This window comes from Reyranella sp. (assembly GCF_004296935.1).
GTDB lineage: Bacteria > Pseudomonadota > Alphaproteobacteria > Reyranellales > Reyranellaceae > Reyranella.
On the sequence record NZ_SCVH01000075.1, the window covers coordinates 42,755 to 60,138 of the forward strand.

The 17,384-nt window shown below is 67.0% G+C and carries 17 protein-coding genes; 13 read left to right on the forward strand and 4 right to left on the reverse strand.

Annotated features, from left to right (window positions below):
• The first annotated feature begins 12 nt into the window (after positions 1–12).
• The gene (locus tag EPO55_RS10090; protein ID WP_296336593.1) at positions 13–579 is read left to right on the forward strand and encodes a hypothetical protein; all 567 of its coding nucleotides are present in this window, start codon (positions 13–15) and stop codon (positions 577–579) included.
• 290 nt (positions 580–869) lie between these two features.
• Here the strand turns inward: EPO55_RS10090 and EPO55_RS10095 are convergent, their stop codons facing one another.
• Positions 870–2,591, reverse strand: a complete 1,722-nt coding sequence (locus EPO55_RS10095; RefSeq protein WP_296336594.1) for an amidohydrolase family protein — start codon at positions 2,589–2,591, stop codon at positions 870–872.
• Between the two features lie 33 nt (positions 2,592–2,624).
• Here EPO55_RS10095 and EPO55_RS10100 point away from each other — a divergent pair, with 33 nt between their 5' ends.
• Positions 2,625–2,906 carry a hypothetical protein gene (locus tag EPO55_RS10100; protein ID WP_296336596.1) on the forward strand — a complete coding sequence of 94 codons (282 nt, stop codon included), beginning with the start codon at positions 2,625–2,627 and terminating at the stop codon, positions 2,904–2,906.
• Positions 2,907–3,075: 169 nt separating this feature from the next.
• Here EPO55_RS10100 and EPO55_RS10105 read toward each other — a convergent pair whose 3' ends face one another.
• The gene (locus tag EPO55_RS10105; protein WP_296336597.1) at positions 3,076–3,933 is read right to left on the reverse strand and encodes a branched-chain amino acid aminotransferase; all 858 of its coding nucleotides are present in this window, start codon (positions 3,931–3,933) and stop codon (positions 3,076–3,078) included.
• A gap of 39 nt (positions 3,934–3,972) precedes the next feature.
• Between EPO55_RS10105 and EPO55_RS10110 the strand changes: the two genes are divergently transcribed.
• From EPO55_RS10110 to EPO55_RS10155, 10 genes are all read left to right on the forward strand, one after another.
• On the forward strand, positions 3,973–4,851 hold the full coding sequence (locus EPO55_RS10110; RefSeq protein ID WP_296336598.1) for a DMT family transporter: 879 nt from the start codon (positions 3,973–3,975) through the stop codon (positions 4,849–4,851).
• Between the two features lie 45 nt (positions 4,852–4,896).
• Positions 4,897–5,793: a dihydrodipicolinate synthase family protein gene (locus EPO55_RS10115; protein ID WP_296336599.1), complete on the forward strand. Its 897-nt coding sequence runs from the start codon at positions 4,897–4,899 to the stop codon at positions 5,791–5,793.
• A gap of 9 nt (positions 5,794–5,802) precedes the next feature.
• Positions 5,803–7,314, forward strand: a complete 1,512-nt coding sequence (locus tag EPO55_RS10120) for an altronate dehydratase family protein (protein ID WP_296336600.1) — start codon at positions 5,803–5,805, stop codon at positions 7,312–7,314.
• 2 nt (positions 7,315–7,316) lie between these two features.
• Positions 7,317–7,787 carry a GNAT family N-acetyltransferase gene (locus EPO55_RS10125; RefSeq protein ID WP_296336601.1) on the forward strand — a complete coding sequence of 157 codons (471 nt, stop codon included), beginning with the start codon at positions 7,317–7,319 and terminating at the stop codon, positions 7,785–7,787.
• A gap of 10 nt (positions 7,788–7,797) precedes the next feature.
• A complete protein-coding gene (locus EPO55_RS10130) occupies positions 7,798–9,192 on the forward strand; it encodes an amidase (RefSeq protein ID WP_296336602.1) in 1,395 nt (464 codons plus the stop codon).
• 73 nt (positions 9,193–9,265) lie between these two features.
• Positions 9,266–11,389: an adenylate/guanylate cyclase domain-containing protein gene (locus EPO55_RS10135; RefSeq protein ID WP_296336604.1), complete on the forward strand. Its 2,124-nt coding sequence runs from the start codon at positions 9,266–9,268 to the stop codon at positions 11,387–11,389.
• Positions 11,376–12,089: a methyltransferase domain-containing protein gene (locus EPO55_RS10140; protein WP_296336606.1), complete on the forward strand. Its 714-nt coding sequence runs from the start codon at positions 11,376–11,378 to the stop codon at positions 12,087–12,089. The genes EPO55_RS10135 and EPO55_RS10140 overlap by 14 nt, the downstream gene beginning before the upstream one ends.
• A 1-nt stretch (position 12,090) precedes the next feature.
• Positions 12,091–13,767 (forward strand): transporter substrate-binding domain-containing protein, encoded by a 1,677-nt coding sequence (locus tag EPO55_RS10145; protein ID WP_296336608.1) that lies wholly within the window; start codon positions 12,091–12,093, stop codon positions 13,765–13,767.
• Positions 13,764–14,402: a hypothetical protein gene (locus EPO55_RS10150; protein WP_296336609.1), complete on the forward strand. Its 639-nt coding sequence runs from the start codon at positions 13,764–13,766 to the stop codon at positions 14,400–14,402. Before EPO55_RS10145 ends, EPO55_RS10150 begins: the two co-directional genes overlap by 4 nt.
• 8 nt (positions 14,403–14,410) lie before the next feature.
• Positions 14,411–15,271 carry an SDR family oxidoreductase gene (locus tag EPO55_RS10155; RefSeq protein WP_296336611.1) on the forward strand — a complete coding sequence of 287 codons (861 nt, stop codon included), beginning with the start codon at positions 14,411–14,413 and terminating at the stop codon, positions 15,269–15,271.
• Between the two features lie 12 nt (positions 15,272–15,283).
• On the opposite strand, the gene EPO55_RS10160 is transcribed toward EPO55_RS10155, so the two are convergent.
• Entirely contained in the window at positions 15,284–15,745 is a 462-nt protein-coding gene (locus tag EPO55_RS10160; protein ID WP_296336612.1) for an OsmC family protein, read from the reverse strand.
• A gap of 134 nt (positions 15,746–15,879) precedes the next feature.
• Here EPO55_RS10160 and EPO55_RS10165 point away from each other — a divergent pair, with 134 nt between their 5' ends.
• The gene (locus EPO55_RS10165; RefSeq protein WP_296336729.1) at positions 15,880–16,329 is read left to right on the forward strand and encodes an ester cyclase; all 450 of its coding nucleotides are present in this window, start codon (positions 15,880–15,882) and stop codon (positions 16,327–16,329) included.
• 70 nt (positions 16,330–16,399) lie between these two features.
• Here the strand turns inward: EPO55_RS10165 and EPO55_RS10170 are convergent, their stop codons facing one another.
• The gene (locus tag EPO55_RS10170; protein ID WP_296336613.1) at positions 16,400–17,383 is read right to left on the reverse strand and encodes an ABC transporter substrate-binding protein; all 984 of its coding nucleotides are present in this window, start codon (positions 17,381–17,383) and stop codon (positions 16,400–16,402) included.
• Position 17,384 lies beyond the last annotated feature (1 nt).

Genomic DNA, 17,384 nt, shown 5'->3' on the forward strand with positions numbered 1-17,384 from the left:
GGAGGGCACGCGATGTGGCTCAATTCGAGGTTAGTATTCGAAGTTGTGGGAGCCCCTTTGAGCGTCGTTTCGATCTTTAGGAAGTATTTCCGCGTTGGGGACGCACAGCGGTTGGAAAGCGAAAGTGATCGCTTCGTGGCCCTTATTTTTGGAGGAGCTGATACCAATCGAGAAGTCCGCGATCGACTAACGCAGATGTACTTTTGGACATTTGGCGCGGGATTATCCTTGGGTGCATTTTTCGCTGTTTACGAAGCATATACTTCAGTAGGCCGTGGAGATCTGTTGGGCACCTTCGGTCCGATAACAGCATTTTCTATGGGAGTAGTTTCCACCTTTGTGATCATAGGCAGTTTAGGGATTCGTAGCTCGTCGAGATTGTTGCCGGCGCTCTACACTCGGCTGATATGGCGGTCCGACCTATTCTCGGATCCAGCTGCCACTGCCGCTGGACGAGCGATGGGATTGAGTAGAAAAACCTATCAGCTCTATATCGATAATGTCGTTGCGGCGGCTTTGCTTCCTGGGACACTGGCCGAGACCAAGGTCCAGATTCAAATTCCAGCCGCACCTGAATAGGACGGCCGTATGATCAGTGAAGCCGACACCCGCCCGCGGATCGGCGGTCCGTCGCGATTGGCACGCTCGACTTCGCGCGGCAGGGTCCGTCAGCGATCAAGGTAGAGCGAGATGTCGAGCAGCGTAAAGGAGACCGGCCGGCTCGATCCCCCTGTTCGCGGATTTCGCGAAGAGGAGGTATCGTCGTCTTACGACGACGGCGGGGTAAGAAGCTCCAGTGGAGATTCATTACCCCTCCGTCAGCCTATGAGGCCAATACCTCCCCTGCTGCGCAAGGGGAGGAGAACGAGTTACCGCGCCCCGCGCACCAGCCGGCCGGGCAGGGCGCCGGTGAAGGTGCCGTCGCGATACGTGATCTCGCCGCCCACGACCGTGGCGCGATAGCCTTCGGCCTTTTGTTCCAGCCGCCGGCCGCCGCCCGGCAGATTGTGCACCGGATGCGGCGCCGACACTTTCAGCCGGTCGAGATCGATCACGTTGAGATCGGCCTTGTAGCCGACAGCGAGCCGGCCGCGATCGCCCAGCCCCACGGCGCGCGCCGGTGTGTCGGTGAGCTGCTGCACCGTCCAGCCAAGCGGCAGGCGTTCGCCGGGACGGTCGCGCATCCAGTAGGTCAGCGCGTGCGTCGTATAACTCGCGTCGCAGATCAGACCGTAGTGCGCGCCGCCGTCGCCCAGCGCGATCACCGTGTTGGGATCGCGCAGCATGGCCGCCATGTTGGCGTCGGAGCAGTCGGTGTAGTTGGCGCCGGGATGGAACAGGATGGTGCGGCCGTCGCCGCCCACCAGCAGGTCATAGGCGAGCTCGAGCGGCGGGATGCCGAGTTTGGCGGCGCGCGCGTCCAGCCGCTCCGCGGCCGGCGGCGTGTAGTTCGGCGGATCGCCCAGCACGAACATGTTCCCGACGCTCCTCATGAAGGCCAGCATCTGCGGATTGCGATAGACCGGCTCCTCGGCCAGGAGCCGCGCCTTCAGCGCCGGCTCGCGCAGCCGCGCCAGCTTCGCCTCGAGCGGCAGCCCCTCGACCGCGCGATAGCTCGGGCAGGTCGAGAAAGGATGGAAGGACAGTTCCAGCCCGTAGAGCAGCGCCACCGGCCGCGCCGCCACCTGGCCGCGGATCGCCAGCCCGTCGCGGTTGGCGCGATCGATCTCGCGCAGCAGCGTCTGCCAGCGGTTGGGATAGATCGAGATGTCGAGCAGGGTGAAGGAGAGCGGCCGGCCCGAGGCCTCGACCAGGCGGCGCAGCATGGCGAACTCGGTCGAACCCTCGGTCGTCGTGTCGGCGAAGTCGTCGAGCAGCTGGATCACGCCCTTGCCGGCCCGGCCGAGGCCGCGCGCGATCGCCGTCAGTTCCTCTTCCGCCGCGGTGATGGTGGGCGTGAGCGCGCCCTCGGAGGTGCGGTGGAACAGCGAGCGTGAGGTCGAGAAGCCGAGCGCTCCCGCATTCAAGCCCTCCTCGACGAGCGCGCTCATCGCCGCCATATCCTGCGCCGTCGCGGGCTCGCGCTCGACGCCGCGCTGGCCCATCACGAAGACGCGGAGCGGCGCGTGCGGCACTTGCGTCGCGAAATCGATGTCGCAGCGTCTCGCGGCCAGCGCGTCGAGATAGTCGGGGAAGCTCTGCCAGTTCCACGGCACGCCTTCGCGCATCACGATCTCGGGGATGTCTTCGACGCCCTCCATGACCTTGATCAGCGTGTCGCGGTCCTCGGGCCGGCAGGGCGCGAAGCCGACGCCGCAATTGCCCATCAGCACCGTGGTCACGCCATGGCCGGACGAGGGCGTGAAGCGATCGTCCCAGGTCGCCTGCCCGTCATAATGCGTGTGGATGTCGACGAAGCCCGGCGTGACGGCGAGGCCCGTGGCGCCGATCTCCTCGCGGCCGGCGCCGGCGACTTTGCCCACGGCGGCGATGCGGCCGTCCTTCACCGCGATGTCGGCCTCGCGCGGCTCGCTGCCGGTGCCGTCGATCACGGTGCCGCCGCGCACCACGAGGTCGAATGGGGTTGCCATGGCTTCCTCCCGCGAGAGCAGGATGCTCGGGGTTTGTCGCTGATCTGTTACCAGCTTGGGATGATGAAGGGAACGCGCGCGGCCGACATCGGCGACGACGAGGATCTCGTCCGCATGTTCGATCTCGAGGCCGAGTATCGGCTGCGCGGTCTGCGGCTACCCGAGGAACTCGTCGCGGCCGAGCAGGAAGCCCGCGGCCGCGGCATGGCGGACTGGCTGGCCGAGGATCCCGACTCGTGGGATCACATGGCCGACCAGGTGATGGACGAGATCGCCGTGTTCACCGGCGACACGGCCGCACGCGCGGAATGCTGAAGCCGATGTGGAACAACGCCGCGGTTCGGACCTGCTTCGCGAGCTCGTCGGCGCTGTGCCGCACCTTCTGCCAAATCGTTGATCGCGCTCGGCGATTTGCCGGCAGCGGCACAGGCAGCGGCACGGCTGGCGATCTTTCGCGGCACGTTTCGTGTGCCGTTGCCTGGTCTCAGATGATCCGCTGCGTCCGCGCAAACGCCATATAAAGCTCATGCGCGCGGGCGGCGATCGGGCCGGGCTGCAGGTCGCGGTCCTCGTAGCGGCTGACCGGCTGCACCTTGCCGGCATTGCCGGTGGTGAAGATCTCGTCGGCCTCGTCGAGCTCGGCGGTCGTGACGGTCCGCTCCTCGACGGTGATGCCGGCGGTGCGCAGCAGCTTCACCGTGCGGTTGCGCGTGATGCCGGCCAGGAAGGAGCCGTTGGGCACCGGCGTGGCGACGATGCCGTTTCGGGCCAGGAACACGTTGGAACTGCAGGTCTCGGCCACGTTGCCGATGGCGTCGAGCACGATGCCGTTGCCGAAGCCGCGCTTCAGCATCTCGGCCACGCCGCGGGAGGAGTTGGGATAGAGGCAGCTTGCCTTGGCGTCGGTCGGCGCGCTCTCGGGCGTCGGCCGGCGGATGCTGCGGCAGAGGCCGAGGGTCAGCGGCGTGCCGGCGCGCATCGGCGAGAGATAGGTGCAGAGGAGGAACTGGCACGAGTCGGGATCGACCGAGATCGGGCCCTGGCCGCCCTTGCCGGCCCAGAACATCGGCCGGACATAAAGTTCTGCCTTGGGGCCGAAGCGGCGCACGCTCTCGTGCATCAGCTTCAGGATCTCTTCGGGTGATTGCTTGGGGTTCAGGCCCAGCGCGCGGGCCGAGCGCACGGCGCGTTCCGCATGGAGGTCGAGGTCGGGGCCGCAGCCCTCGAAGGCGCGGCCGCCGTCGAATACGATGGAGCCCAGCCACATGGCGTGGTCGCGCGGGCCCAGGATCGCGGGGTTGCCCTCGTGCCACGTGCCGTTCCAGTAGGTGAGCGTGTCCATTCTTCTCTCCGCTGCGGAAGCGGGCGCTTCTAGCAGACGATGAGCGGCGCTGCCAACCTCGCCCCGGTCCTGCTGGCGCTTGCCGCGGCCTTCTGCTTTGCGCTGGCCCTGATCCTGACCCAGTACGGCTTGCGGACCATGCCGTCGTGGCGCTCGCCGCTCTATTCGATCGGCGGGGCGCTGGTGGTGGCGTGGGGGTTGTCCGTCGTGTTCGTCGACTGGCGGGGCTTCAGCCTGGAAGCAGCCCTGATCTTTGCCGCCGTGGGCTGCATCTTTCCCGTCGCCGTCTCGATCCTGGCGGTGCGCTCCAACGAGAAGCTCGGCCCCGCGGTGTCGGGCGCCGTGGGCAACGTGACGCCCGTGTTCGCCGTGCTGGGCGCCGTGCTGTTCCTGGGTGAGCGCCTGGGGCCGGGGCAGGTGGCGGGCTTGGCCATGGTCGTGGGCGGCGTGGCGCTCCTGGCTTTGCGTGGGGGTGCGGGCGGCCGGACCTGGTCGGTCTGGGTCCTTGGCCTGCCGCTGGCGGCGGCGCTGGTGCGCGGCTCGATCCAGCCCGCGATCAAGACCGGCCTCGCGCTGTGGCACGAGCCGCTGGCCGCCGCGGCGATCGGCTACACCATGTCGACGGTCGTGATCCTGTCGCTGGTCGGACGCCGGGCGTGGCGCGCCGGGCCGGGCCATCCGGCGGGCGTGCGCTGGTTCCTGGCCGTGGGCTTCGCCAACGGCACGGCGACGTTCCTTCTCTATGCCGCGCTGGGGCTGGGCTCGATCGCCCTGGTGGCGCCGCTGGTGGCGCTGTTCCCGCTGTTCGCCGTGGTGCTGAGCTTCTTCTTCCTGCGCGGCGAGCAGCTCCATGCGGTCGGGCTGCTGGGCATCGTGGTGAGCGTGGCCGGCGTGATTTTGCTGCTGGTCGGCACCTGAGCCGCTATCATCCGGGCCAAGAAATAACGGGAAGGAAAGTCAATCGTGCCGCTTCGCAGCCGCCGCTTCGGCCTCTCGGTCGCCCTCGCCACACCCTTCACCGGTGAGTGGCTGATCGACCTGCCGCGCCTCGTGGCGCACGGCCGCCAGTCGCTGGCCGACGGCTGTGCGAGCCTCACCGTGTTCGGTACCACGGGCGAGGGCGCCTCGCTCGGGCTCAACGAACGCCAGCGCGCGCTGGGGGCTCTTGTCGGGGCGGGCATCGATCCCGCGACGCAGCTCGTGGTCGGCATTGCCGCCTCTTCGGTCGAGGACGCGATCGCCCAGGGCCGCGCGGGGTTGATGCTGGGGTGTCCCAGCTTCCTGCTGGCGCCGCCGTTCTATTTCAAGGGAGCGGGCGACGAGGGGCTGTTCGACTGGTTCGCCGCGGTGCTGACGGGGCTCGGGCCCAAGGCCAGCAACGTCATCCTCTATCACATCCCGCAGGTGACCTCGGTCGGGCTCTCGGTCGCGTTGATCGACCGGCTCAAGAAGGCCTTTCCCAGGCAGGTCACCGGCGTGAAGGATTCGTCGGGCGACTGGGCCAACAGCCAGGCGCTGCTCGAGCACCACGCCGACCTGCACATCCTGATCGGCGACGAGCGGCTCCTCGCCAGGGCGATGAAGCTCGGCGCCTCGGGCACGATCTGCGGTCTCGCCAACATCGCGCCCGACCTGATGCAAGCGCCGGTCGCCGGCATCGAGGAGCCACGCATCGCCGAAATCATCGCCGAGCTCGTGCCCTTCGCCTTCACCGCTGCCTGCAAGGCGCTGGTCGGTCACCGGCGCAACGATCCGGTGGCCTGGTCGCGCATGCGCGCGCCGCTGCGCTCGCTGTCCGAGGCCGAGTGCGTGAAACTTTTTGCCGCTGTCGACAACATCCGCGCCAGGCGTGCGGCGTAGGAGATCATCATGACCGCACCGCTCACCATCCGCCTGCATCCCGGCGACAACGTCATCGTGGCGCGCATGGATATCCTTCCCGGCACCAGGGTCGAGGGCGAGGTGGCGGCCGCCACGCGCGTGCCGCCCGGCCACAAGATCCTGACCCGCGCGGTCAAGAAGGGCGAGGCGCTGCGCAAGTACAACCAGATCATCGGCTTCGCCACCGAGGACATGGCGCCGGGCGCCCACATCCACACCCACAACTGCGTCATGGGCGACTTCGAGCGCGACTACGCCTTCTGCGCCGACGCGCACCCGACCGACTACCTCGTGCCGCCGGCGACTTTCCGGGGCTACCGCCGCACCGATGGCCGCGCCGCCACACGCAACTACCTCGGCATCGTCACCACCGTTAATTGCTCGGCCGCTACGAGCCGCATGATCGCGCGTCACATCGAGCCCTTGCTCGCCCAATTCCCCAACATCGACGGTGTGGTGCCGCTGACCCATGGCGGCGGCTGCGGCATGGCAGCTTCAGGCCTCGAGATGGATGTGCTGCGCCGCACCCTGGCGGGTTACACGCGCCATCCCAACATGGCGGCCGTCGTCGTGCTGGGGCTGGGCTGCGAGACCAACCAGATTTCCGGCCTGATGAACGCCGAGGGTCTCAAGGAAGGCCCGAAGCTGATCCCGATGGCGATCCAGGACGAAGGCGGCGTCAGCAAGACGGTGATGCGCGCCGTGGGTTTCCTGAAGGAGCTGCTGCCCGAGGCGAATAACGTGAAGCGTGAGGCGATCCCGGCCAGCGAGCTGATCCTGGCGCTGCAATGCGGCGGCTCGGACGGTTACTCCGGCATCTCGGCCAATCCGGCGCTGGGCGCGGCGGTCGACCTGCTGGTGCGCAACGGCGGCTCGGCGGTGCTGTCGGAGACGCCCGAGATCTACGGTGCCGAGCATCTGCTGACGCGGCGTGCGGTGAGCCGCGAGGTCGGCGAGAAGATCGTCGAGCGCATCAAGTGGTGGGAGGACCACTGCGCCAGGACGGGCGGCGAGATGAACAACAATCCCTCGCCCGGCAACAAGGCAGGCGGCCTCACCACCATCCTCGAGAAGTCGCTGGGCGCGGTCGCCAAGGGCGGCACCACCAACCTGGTCGATGTCTATAAGTACGCCGAGCCGATCACGGCCAAGGGCTTCGTCTATATGGACTCGCCGGGCTACGACCCGGTCTCGGCGACCGGCCAGGTGGCGGGCGGCGCCAACGTGCTGTGTTTCACCACAGGCCGCGGCAGCGTGTTCGGCTGCAAACCCACGCCGTCGCTCAAGCTCGCGACCAACACCTCGCTCTACCGGCGCATGACCGACGACATGGACATCAACTGCGGCACGATCGTCGACGGCGAGGAGACGATCCAGGAGAACGGCCGGCGCATCTTCGAGCTGATCCTCGCCACCGCGTCAGGGCAAAAGACGAAGTCGGAGGTGCTGGGCATCGGCGACGACGAATTCGAGCCGTGGAAGATCGGGGCAACGATGTGACGGTGACCATCGCTCCTCTCGTCGAGCGCCCCGATCTCGCCGCCCAGGTCGCGGCCTGGGGTTTCGCCGAGTGGGGCCATCTCAATCCCGGGGAGACGCTGAAGCAACGCGTCATCCGGATCGAGGGCAAGATGAACCTCGATCGTGTGCCGGTTGCCTTCGTCGCCCTCGATGACTCCGGCGCTGGGGCCGGCGGCATCGTCGGCACCGCCTCGCTCATTTTCGACGATCTCGAGGGCGACCCGCGCAATCCCTGGCTGGCGAGCGTCTTCGTGCCGTCGGAGCATCGCAAGAAGGGCATCGCGTCGGCCCTGGTGCGCACCGTCGAGGACGCCGCGCGTCGGCTGGGCTACTCGCGGCTCTATCTTTTCACCTCCACCGCGCCCGATCTCTACGCAGGCCTCGGCTGGCGACCGCTCGAGCGGCGCGACTATCGCGGCGAACATATCCAGATCATGGACAGGACGCTGTAAGGGAACGGGCATGCCGGAAGATTTTCATTATCTGTCGCTCGACGAGGTCGCGCGGCGCCTGAAGGAGCGCAAGCTTTCCTCGGTCGAGGCGACCAGGTCGATCCTCGGTCGCATCGAAAAGCTCGACCCCAAGCTCAAGGCCTACGCCACGCTGACGACGGAGCGCGCGCTGGCCGACGCCGCACGCCTCGATGCCGAGACCGCCGCCGGCACGTCGCGCGGGGTGCTGCATGGCGTGCCGATCGCCGTGAAGGATCTTTGCAACACCGCCGGTGTCGCCACGGCCGCCGGCATGCCGATCCATCGCAAGAACGTGCCGGCCAAGGACGCGACGGTGGTGGCGCGCCTCAAGGCGGCCGGCGCGGTGATCCTGGGCAAGCTGCAGATGACCGAAGGCGCCTACGGTGCCCACCATCCCGACATTCCCGCGCCGCTCAATCCGTGGAACGCGGCCTACTGGACCGGCTCGTCGTCGTCGGGCTCGGGGGCGGCCACCGCCGCGGGGCTTTGCTTCGCTTCGCTCGGATCCGATACCGGGGGTTCGATCCGGTTTCCCTCGACCATGAATGGTCTCACCGGCCTGAAGCCGACCTGGGGCCGAGTGAGCCGCGCCGGCGTTTTTGCACTCGCCGAATCGCTCGACCATATCGGGCCGATGACACGAAGCGCCCTCGACGCCGCCCTCGTCCTGGGCGTGATCGCAGGCCCCGATGCCGACGATCCGACGTCAGTGAGCCTGCCGGTGCCCGACTATGCCGGGTCGATCGGTGGCGGCGTGCGTGGTCGCCGCATCGGTGTGCCGACCAACCTGCACGGAATCGATGGCGATGCCCAACGCGCGCTCGACGGCGCAGCCGAGGCCCTGAAACAGGCGGGCGCCAGTGTCGTCGACGTGAAGCTGCCGGCGTCGTTCGACCAGGCCGGCTACGACTGGGTGCCGCTCTGCGCCGTCGAGGCTGCCGTCGCCCACGAGGCGACCTATCCCGCCCGTGCGAAGGAATATGGCCCAGTGCTCGCCGGACTGCTCGACACGGGCCGCAAGCTCTCCGCCACCGATCTCGCGAAGCTGCAGTTGCGACGCGCGGCACTCGCCGGCGAGCTCAACAGCCTGATGTCGTCGGTCGATCTCCTGCTGGTGCCGGTGATGGGCACGGCGGCATGGTCGATCGAGGCGATCCAAAAGGCGGGACGCGATCCCGACAGCGTGGCGGCGCGCCTGCGCTACACGGCACCCTTCGACCTGAGTGGTCATCCGACGCTCACTTTGCCGGGCGGCATGACCCGCGATGGTGTCCCGGCCGGCTTCCAGATCGTCGGCCGCGCCTTCGACGAGGCAGGCATTCTTGCCGCCGGGCACGCCTATCAGCAGTTGAGCGACTGGCATTTGAGGCGTCCGCCGCCCTGAACCGGCTCGCTGTCTGCGTGGACGCTGAATCCTCTTTCACCTATAGTACTCGACCTTCCTCAACAGCCGGCGCATGAAAAACAACCTCGTGAAAAACCTGCGCCTGCGACCGAGCATTCTGACGTTGTTCGTGCTGCTGACGGTGCCGGTTTTCTTCGCGATCGTCGCCGTCACCTACTTCTCGAACGAGAAGATCGCGCGCTCGAATGCCGACCAGCTCGTCGAGCGCTTTCGCACCGACGCCATCGCCAACATCCAGAATGATTTCGACCCCATCAAGTCGCTGGTGCGGAGCGCCGCCGCCGTCGGCGCCGACCAGCCCGACTTCTATTCCGACAACCGCTCGCTCCGGTACCTCTTCAGCATCATCCAGCACAGCGACAAGATCGTCAGCATGTACGTCGGCCTTGCCGACGGCTCGTTCCGGCAGGCGCGCCAGATCGAACCCACGGTCGAGGTCCAGGGCAGGCTGCCGCCACCCGATGCGCGATACGCCGATCGCTGGATCGACGCGGTGCCGCGCGGGACGGCGCCGATCGACCACTACCTCTTCCTCGATGCCCAGCGAAAGGAAGTCGGCAAGTCCGAGCAGGTCACGGCCTACGACCCGCGCGCCCGCCTGTGGTACCGGATGACCCAGCAGGCCGGCACGCCGGTCATTACCGATCCGGACGTCTTTGCCGCCCTCGGCCTGATCGGCTTCACGGTCGCCGCACCGATTTTCCATGACGGCAAGATGCTGGGCGTCGCGGCCGCCGACATCACTCTCGACGGACTGTCCGAGTATCTCGTCGAGCGCAAGATCAGCCCCGGCACGCTGAGCTACATCCTCGACCATCAGGGCCGGGTGATTGCCAATTCCGAGCGCATCAAGACCTACACCAACTACAACGGCCGTGTGGAACTGCAGCACATCACGTCGCTCGGCAACGACCTGCCGGCGATCGCCTTCAGCGCCCGGCCGCGCGACAGCGAGAAGCTGTTCTCGTTCACCCACGCCGGCAAGGACTACGTGGCAAGCCTGACGACCCTGCCGGCCGACTTCGGCAAGAGGTGGCAGCTCTTCGTCGTGACGCCGCTCGATGACTTCACCGAGGCCTTCCAGGAACACAACAAGCGCCTCTTCCTTTTCGGGGTGGTCGCGATCGTGCTCCAGGTCTGCATCATCTACTTCCTGTCGAGCGTGATCTCGGCGCCGCTCGAGAAGCTCGCCCACAAAGTGATCCGCATCCAGGATCTCGAAGGCGAGAGCCTGCCGCCGCTGGAATCGCCGATCCGCGAGGTTGCCGTCCTGTCGCGCGCGATCGACACGCTCGATGCCGCGGTGAAGTCGTTTGCCGCCTTCGTGCCGGTGGGCCTGGTCAAGCAGCTTCTCGAATCGGACCAGAAGCTGGAGCTGGGTGGGCACAGCCGGTTCCTGACCATCTTCTTCTCGGACCTCGAGGCCTTCTCCTCGCTGTCCGAGGAGGTGCCGTCGCAGGAGCTGCTGCTGCGCGTCTCGGCTTACCTGGCGGTCGTCACCAAGGCCGTGAACGAGGAAGCGGGCACCATCGACAAGTTCATCGGCGACGGCGTCATGGCCTTCTGGGGCGCGCCGGCGCTGCTCGACGATCATGCCGCGCGCGCCTGCTTTGCCGCGCTTCGCATCCGGCGCGGCATGGAGGGGCTCAATGCGCAGTGGCAGGCAGACGGGCTGAAGCCGCTCAACATCCGCATCGGCATCCACAGCGACGCCGTCCTGGTGGGCAACATCGGCTCCAAGGAGCGGATGAGCTACACGGTGATGGGCGATGGCGTGAACGTCGCGGCGCGCCTCGAGGGCATCAACAAGGAATACGGCACACGCATCTGCATCAGCCATTCCGTCTTCAAGGAGGCTGGTGACCGGCTATGCGTCCGGCCGATCGACGATGTCGCCGTCAAGGGCCGCCGGGCGATGATTCCGATCTATGAGGTGATGGGCGGCTACGGGCTGGGCTCCGAGTTCGAGCCCGACGCGGCGACGGTCAGGCTGTGCAAGCTGACGCGCACCGCCTACGAGGCGCTCGTGGCCCAGGACAACGCGCTGGCCCTCGATCGTTACCGCGCGATCCTCGCCGAGTATCCCGGCGATCCGGTCGCCTCCGAAATGGCGAGGCGGCTCGCGGCCGTGGCAAGTACCGACGGCGTGCGGAGAGGCCCCCTTGCTCGACTCTAGCTCAGCCACGCCTCCAACCGTCCCCACGGTGGTACCGGCGCTGCGTCCCAGCGAATACACTTCGGCGCTCATCCACGCCCTGCGTGCCGAGGCAGCCGGCATCCTCGGCGCCCGCGTGCTCGAGATCGGCTGTGGCAGCGGCGTCGTGCTCGCGGCGCTGGGCGCAATGGGCGCGGCCTCGCTTTGTGGTGTCGACATCGAGCAGGATGCCGTCGCGGCCAGCACGCGGTTGCTGCACGAACTCGGCCACGGCGCCACTCTCGAATTGCACCGGGGCGACATGTGGCAGCCCGTTGCCGGCCGCCGCTTCGACCTGATCGTCGCCAATCTTCCGCATTTCCCGATGGAGCCGGTCGAGTTTGCCGGTCGCTTGCCGACCTGGAGCGCCGGCGGCGCCGATGGACGCCGCCTGCTCGATCCCTTCCTCGTGGGCCTTGCCAAGCACCTCGCCCCTGGCGGCCGGGCCGTCATCACCCACAACGCCTTCGACGACCTCGCGCGGTCGCGCGAGCTTTTGATGCGAAGCGGGCTTTCGATCAGGATCGCGCTCACGACCCTGGTCTATATCTCGCCCGAAAAGATCGCCCGCATGACCCCGGACGTCCTGCGTGCCGAGGATGGGCGGACCATCCATCGCTACGGGCCCTATACTTTCGGCGAACTCCACATCGTTGAAATCGCTGCCGGAGTCACGGGCTGACATGCGGGCGTGGCGAGCCCTGCTTTTCGCCATTGCGGCTGCGTTTGCGGCGCTGCCGGCCGCGGCTGAGACGCCCGATGCCGCGCTCGCCAAGCTGATCGAGGACGCGCGCGCCGATGCCGCGGCGCCTGCCGCCTGCACGGCGGCCAATCTCGACCGGCTCGTTCGCATCTTCTGCGAGAGCCGCATCCGCCCCGGCGTTCGCGAATACTATCCGCTGTTTGGTACGCGCGAAGGCGAGGTCCGCAGCGGCTACGACGTCGACGTGGCGCGCGCGCTGGCCAAGCGGCTGGGCGTCGAGCCCGTCTTCGTCCGCGTCAATGCCGCCAGCCGCATCCCGTTGCTCGCCGAGGACCGCATCGACGTCATCCTCGCGACCATGGGGCACAACACGCAGCGCGACGGTCAGGTTCGCTTCATCCGCCCGCACTACTACCAGTCAGAGACGATCATGGTCGGCCCCCGTGCGCTCGCCGTGAAGGATTGGCCGGACATCGCCGGTCGCACCGTCTGCGTCACCATCGGCAACGGCTCGAACGCCCAGATCGTCTCGCACAATGCCCGCCTGATGCTGTTCGACGAGGCGGGCGTGCTGCCCGGCCAGCTCCGGGACGAGACCTGCGCGCTAGCCGCTCAGGACGACTCTTTCTTCGACTACTACTTCATCGAGTCGGATTTCGCGGCACGCTTCGAAAGGAAGTTCGGTTTCGCCCAGGTGCCTTGGGGCATGGCCGTGGCCCGCATTGCCAGCAGCGAGCGTCTCGCGCGGGCGCTCGACCTGATGAGCCAGATCTTCCATCGCGACGGCGTTTTCCTCGAGATCGCCCGGGCCAACCGCGTCAGCCTGGGCTTTCTCGAACGCCAGCAGGCGGTCTGGAAGCGACCCGAGTGCAATACAGAGACTGGCAGCGAAAATCCCGCCTGCGTTCTGCCCGCGCTCAATGCCGATCTCGAGCCGACGCCCTTCGTGGGCCGCGTCGTGGCCTTCGAGAAATGGACCAAGACAGTGACCGGCATCGAGCTTTCGCTGCCGATGCTGAAGACGATGCCAGCCTGGTCGCTGTTCAAGGACGGCATCGTGAACTCGCTCATCCTGGTCGCGGGTGCGCTCGCGGCCACGCTGCTGTTCGCCCTGGTGCTGGGTGCCGTGCAGAGTTCGCGTTCGATCCTGCTGCGCTGGCCGGCGCGGGCGATCACCGTCACGCTGCAGTCCTCGCCAGTCGTGTTGACGCTCGTCATCGCCGCCGCCGTCGCGCATGCGCTCTTTCCTTATTCCTCGGCCGTGGCGATCGGCGCCGCCATTGTGGCGCTCGGCCTGATGAACGGCAGCAATGCCGGCCAGGCCATCGCCGAGGCGATGCACACGCTGCGGGCCGAGCGCGGCAGCGTGCAGGGGGCGGGGGGGATTCCGACCCGGGAATTGCTCGGCCGCGCCGTCAGCCGCTCGGCGACGCAGATCGTGTCGTTTCTCATCAACGCCGCCAAGGGTACGCCGATCGCGAGCTTCATTGGCGCCCCCGAGCTCCTGAGCGCGCTCACCGACATCACCTCCTTTGCCAGCGGTCGCGCCACGACCTATTCGCTGCTCCTCATCTTTTACGTTGTCGTGGTTGTGATCGTCGTCTGGTTCTGCGGCAAGTTGAGGTTTTGGCTCGAGCGCCGGCAGGCCGTGACATGATCGGCAAGCAGTTCTCCGCCGACTTCTTCCCCGATCTCCTCGCGGGCATGGTGGTCAATTTCGAGATCGCGGCCATCGCATTGGTGGTCGGTCTGGCGCTGGGGGCATTGCTGGGCCTGATGCGGCTGAGTGGCGGCGCCCTGGGCGCCGTTGCCACGTCGCTGATCGGCCTGATGCGCGCGGCACCCACCTTCGTCGTCATGTTCTTCCTGCTGAACATCATCCCGAGGGACGCCGCTCTCTTTGGCGTGGGCGTTGCGCCCTCCGGCATCATGACGGTGGCGCTGTCGCTGGTGCCCTATTCGGCGTCCTACGTGGCCGATAACGGCGCCGAGGCGCTGAAGCAGTTGCGCGCCGGCTCGCCGCTGGGCGCGCTGCAATTCCTGCCCAACATCACGCGCGCCTTCTTCGTGCTGGTGATGTCGTCCAGCGCCGGCGCCGCGATCGGCGTTACCGAGGGCATTGCGGTGATCCTGCGCGAGGCCGTGCTGCTTCCCTCGCTCGGTGACAAGCTCGTCCTGTTCGCCGTCGGCATCCTTTTTTTCGGCATCACCCTGCAGGCTGGCTTCGCCCTCATGCGCCTGCTGCAGCGCTACCTTGGCCGCCGCACCGTGCGCGACGAACCGGGCGTCTAGCACGTCAAATGCCCTACAATTCCATCTTTCGCCCCAATCTGTTCGCCGGCCAGACCATCATCGTCACCGGCGGCGGCTCGGGGCTTGGCCGCTGCACGGCGCACGAACTGAGATCGCTCGGCGCACGTCTGGCGCTGATCGGGCGCACCCAGGAGAAACTCGACCAGGTGAAGGAAGAGCTCGGCGATCCCGACACCTTCACCTTCTCGGCCGATCTGCGTGACGAGGCCCAGGTGAAAGCCGCGATCGCGGGCGTGCTGGCCTGGGGTGGTCGCATCGACGGGCTGGTGAACAACGCCGGTGGGCAATTTCCTGCCCAGCTCAAGGATATCTCGCTCAATGGCTGGAATGCCGTCGTCGCCAACAACATGACCGCCACTTTCCTGGTGTCCAAGGCCGTCTATCTTGGCTGGATGGAGAAGAACGGTGGCGCCATCGTGAACGTCGGCGCCGACTTCGAGCTCGGCAATCCCGGCATGGGCCACAACGGCGCGGCGCGCGCCGGCCAGACCAACTTCACCTACACCGCCTCTGTCGAATGGGCGCATGCGGGCGTGCGAATCAATTCCGTCATCCCGGGCTTCATCGCCTCCTCGGGCCTGGATCGCTACCCGGAGCGCGCGCACGACGTGCTGCGCAACGTCAAGGGCCGCATCCCGATGAAGCGCCACGGCACCGAATCGGAGATCGCCGGCGCCATCGTCTATCTGCTGAGCGATGCCGCGGCCTATGTGACCGGCATCTCGCTTCGCGTCGACGGTGGCCTGCACAATTATGGCAAGTCGAGCTTCTACGAGGTGCCCGACCACGACCGGTCGAAGCCATTCAACGGCTTCCCGCTCTACAAGCCGCCCAAGGTGCTGGAGTAGGGCACCCGGGCGTCAGTTCGCGCCTTCGAGCCGCGTCGTGATCACGATCTCCGAGGTCAGGGTGCGGTGCACCGGGCAACGATCGGCGATCTCCAGAAGTCGCTTTTTCTGTTCGTCGCCGAGCGGGCCGTCGAGCTCGATCCACCGTTCGATCCGGTCGACCTTGCCTTCCTTGGTCTCGCAGGCCGCACAGTCGGTCGCGTAGATTTTGTCGTGCTTCAGCACCACCCTGACCTTCTGCAGTGGCCACTTCTTCTGACGCGCGTACATGCGCAGCGTCATCGCCGTGCAAGCGCCCAGTGCCGCGAGCAGATAGCCGTAGGGGTCGGGGCCCGTGTCGTTGCCGCCATTCGCGGCCGGCTCGTCGGCCGGCAGCACGTGCGCGCCGCTGCGCACGGTCTCGGCGAACGGCCCGGCCTCGTTGTCCTCGACGAGCACAACACCGGGAGGAGGAAGTTCGGCGACATCGCTCATGACGTTCTCCCATCACGCGTCAGGTTCGTCTGCGGCGCCAGTCTACTCAAATTCGGGGCCGCAGGCGGATATTCCCCGCAACCTTCGTGGCCTACACCGCCGTCGACGGCAACAACGATGCGAAGGAGTTCGTCATGTCCAGGGAACAGGAAAACAAGCAAATCGTCGGACGATGGTTCGCGGAGTTCTGGGGCAATCCCTGGAATCCCAAGGTGATCGAGGAACTCGCGGCGCCCGACATGTTTCTGCAATATTCGCTGCATGCGCCGCGTCGCGGCCATGACGATGTGCGGAATTTCATGACCGGCTTCCGCGCGGCCTTTCCCGATCTGAGCTTCGGCGGTGCCGCCGATCTCATCGCCGAGGGCGATCATGTCGTCGGCCGCTGGATCGGCGGCGGCACGCACACCGGCCCTGCCTTCGACGACTTTCTCGTAGGCGCGCTGCCGGCGGGGTCGGGCCGCAAGATGCGTTTCACGGGAACCACTGTGCTCCGTGTCGAGAACGGCCGCGTTGCCGAGGAGATCGGCCTCGACGACGGTGTGACGGCGCTTACGCAGCTCGGCCTCATCCGCGCAGTCTGATCCGACGAGCCGGACGGGACTGTTGGTCCCGTCCGGCCTGCCTGTCCAGAAACCACGAGCGGCCCCGGCGTCAGACCTTGACCGTCTCGTGCGTCGAAGCGTGGAACAACTCCTCGGCACGCAGCAGGCGCGACGACAGGCCCTGGTCGTGGTGGTGGCCGAGAAAGGCATCGAGCACGTGCCGATTGGCGGCGAGACCATAGGACCAGAAATCCGTCCCCATCAGCTGGCGCGCGTCACGCAACTGCTCCTCGACGAACGGCAGCGTCGCCTTCGTTGCCGCTGTGTCGCCCAAATGCCTGAGTGCGGCGGCCTTCGCCGCGGTGAAGGCTTTCAGGGCGGCCGCCGGCAGCCAGGGGTGGCGTTCGGCGAGCTCGCGCCGCACTCCCACCAGATGCATGATCGGGAAGATCCGGGTTCGCTTGTAGTAGTCCTTGGCCGCTGCGACCGGGTTGTCGAACAGCCATCCGACATTGGGATCGTTTTCGAATGCCGAGGGTGCGCGCGGCGAGATCACGCCGTCGATCCCGCTGTCGGCGAGCAGGCGCGAGAGCGTCATGCCCTCGGGCGCGCTTTCGAGCCGAACGGCCGGCGGCAGGGCCACGGCCACCTTCTCGAGGCGTCCGGGCTCCTCGAGGCCGCCGCGGACCCAGATCACGTCGGATGGCAGCACGCCGTGATCGGTGAGAAGGGCCCGCGCCCATACATTGGCGGTCAGCTGGTATTCGGCAACGCCGATCCGCCGTCCTTTCAGGTCCTGCGGCCGGGCGATCCGGTCCTTGGCGACATAGATCGAGGTGTGGCGGAACGCGCGCGACAGAAAGGCCGGGACGCCGACATAGGGGCAATCGCCCGCGGCGGTCTTGACGGCGAAGCTCGAGAGGGAGAGCTCGCAGATATCGAAGGGTGCATCGCGAAAGGCGCGGAAGAAGATCTCTTCGGGGCTGAGCATCATGACGATCGGATCGACGCCGTCGATCCGGACCGTTCCGTCAATCAGCGGCCGGGTGCGGTCGTAGTCGCCGACCGCGACGGACAGGGTGAGCCTGGCCATC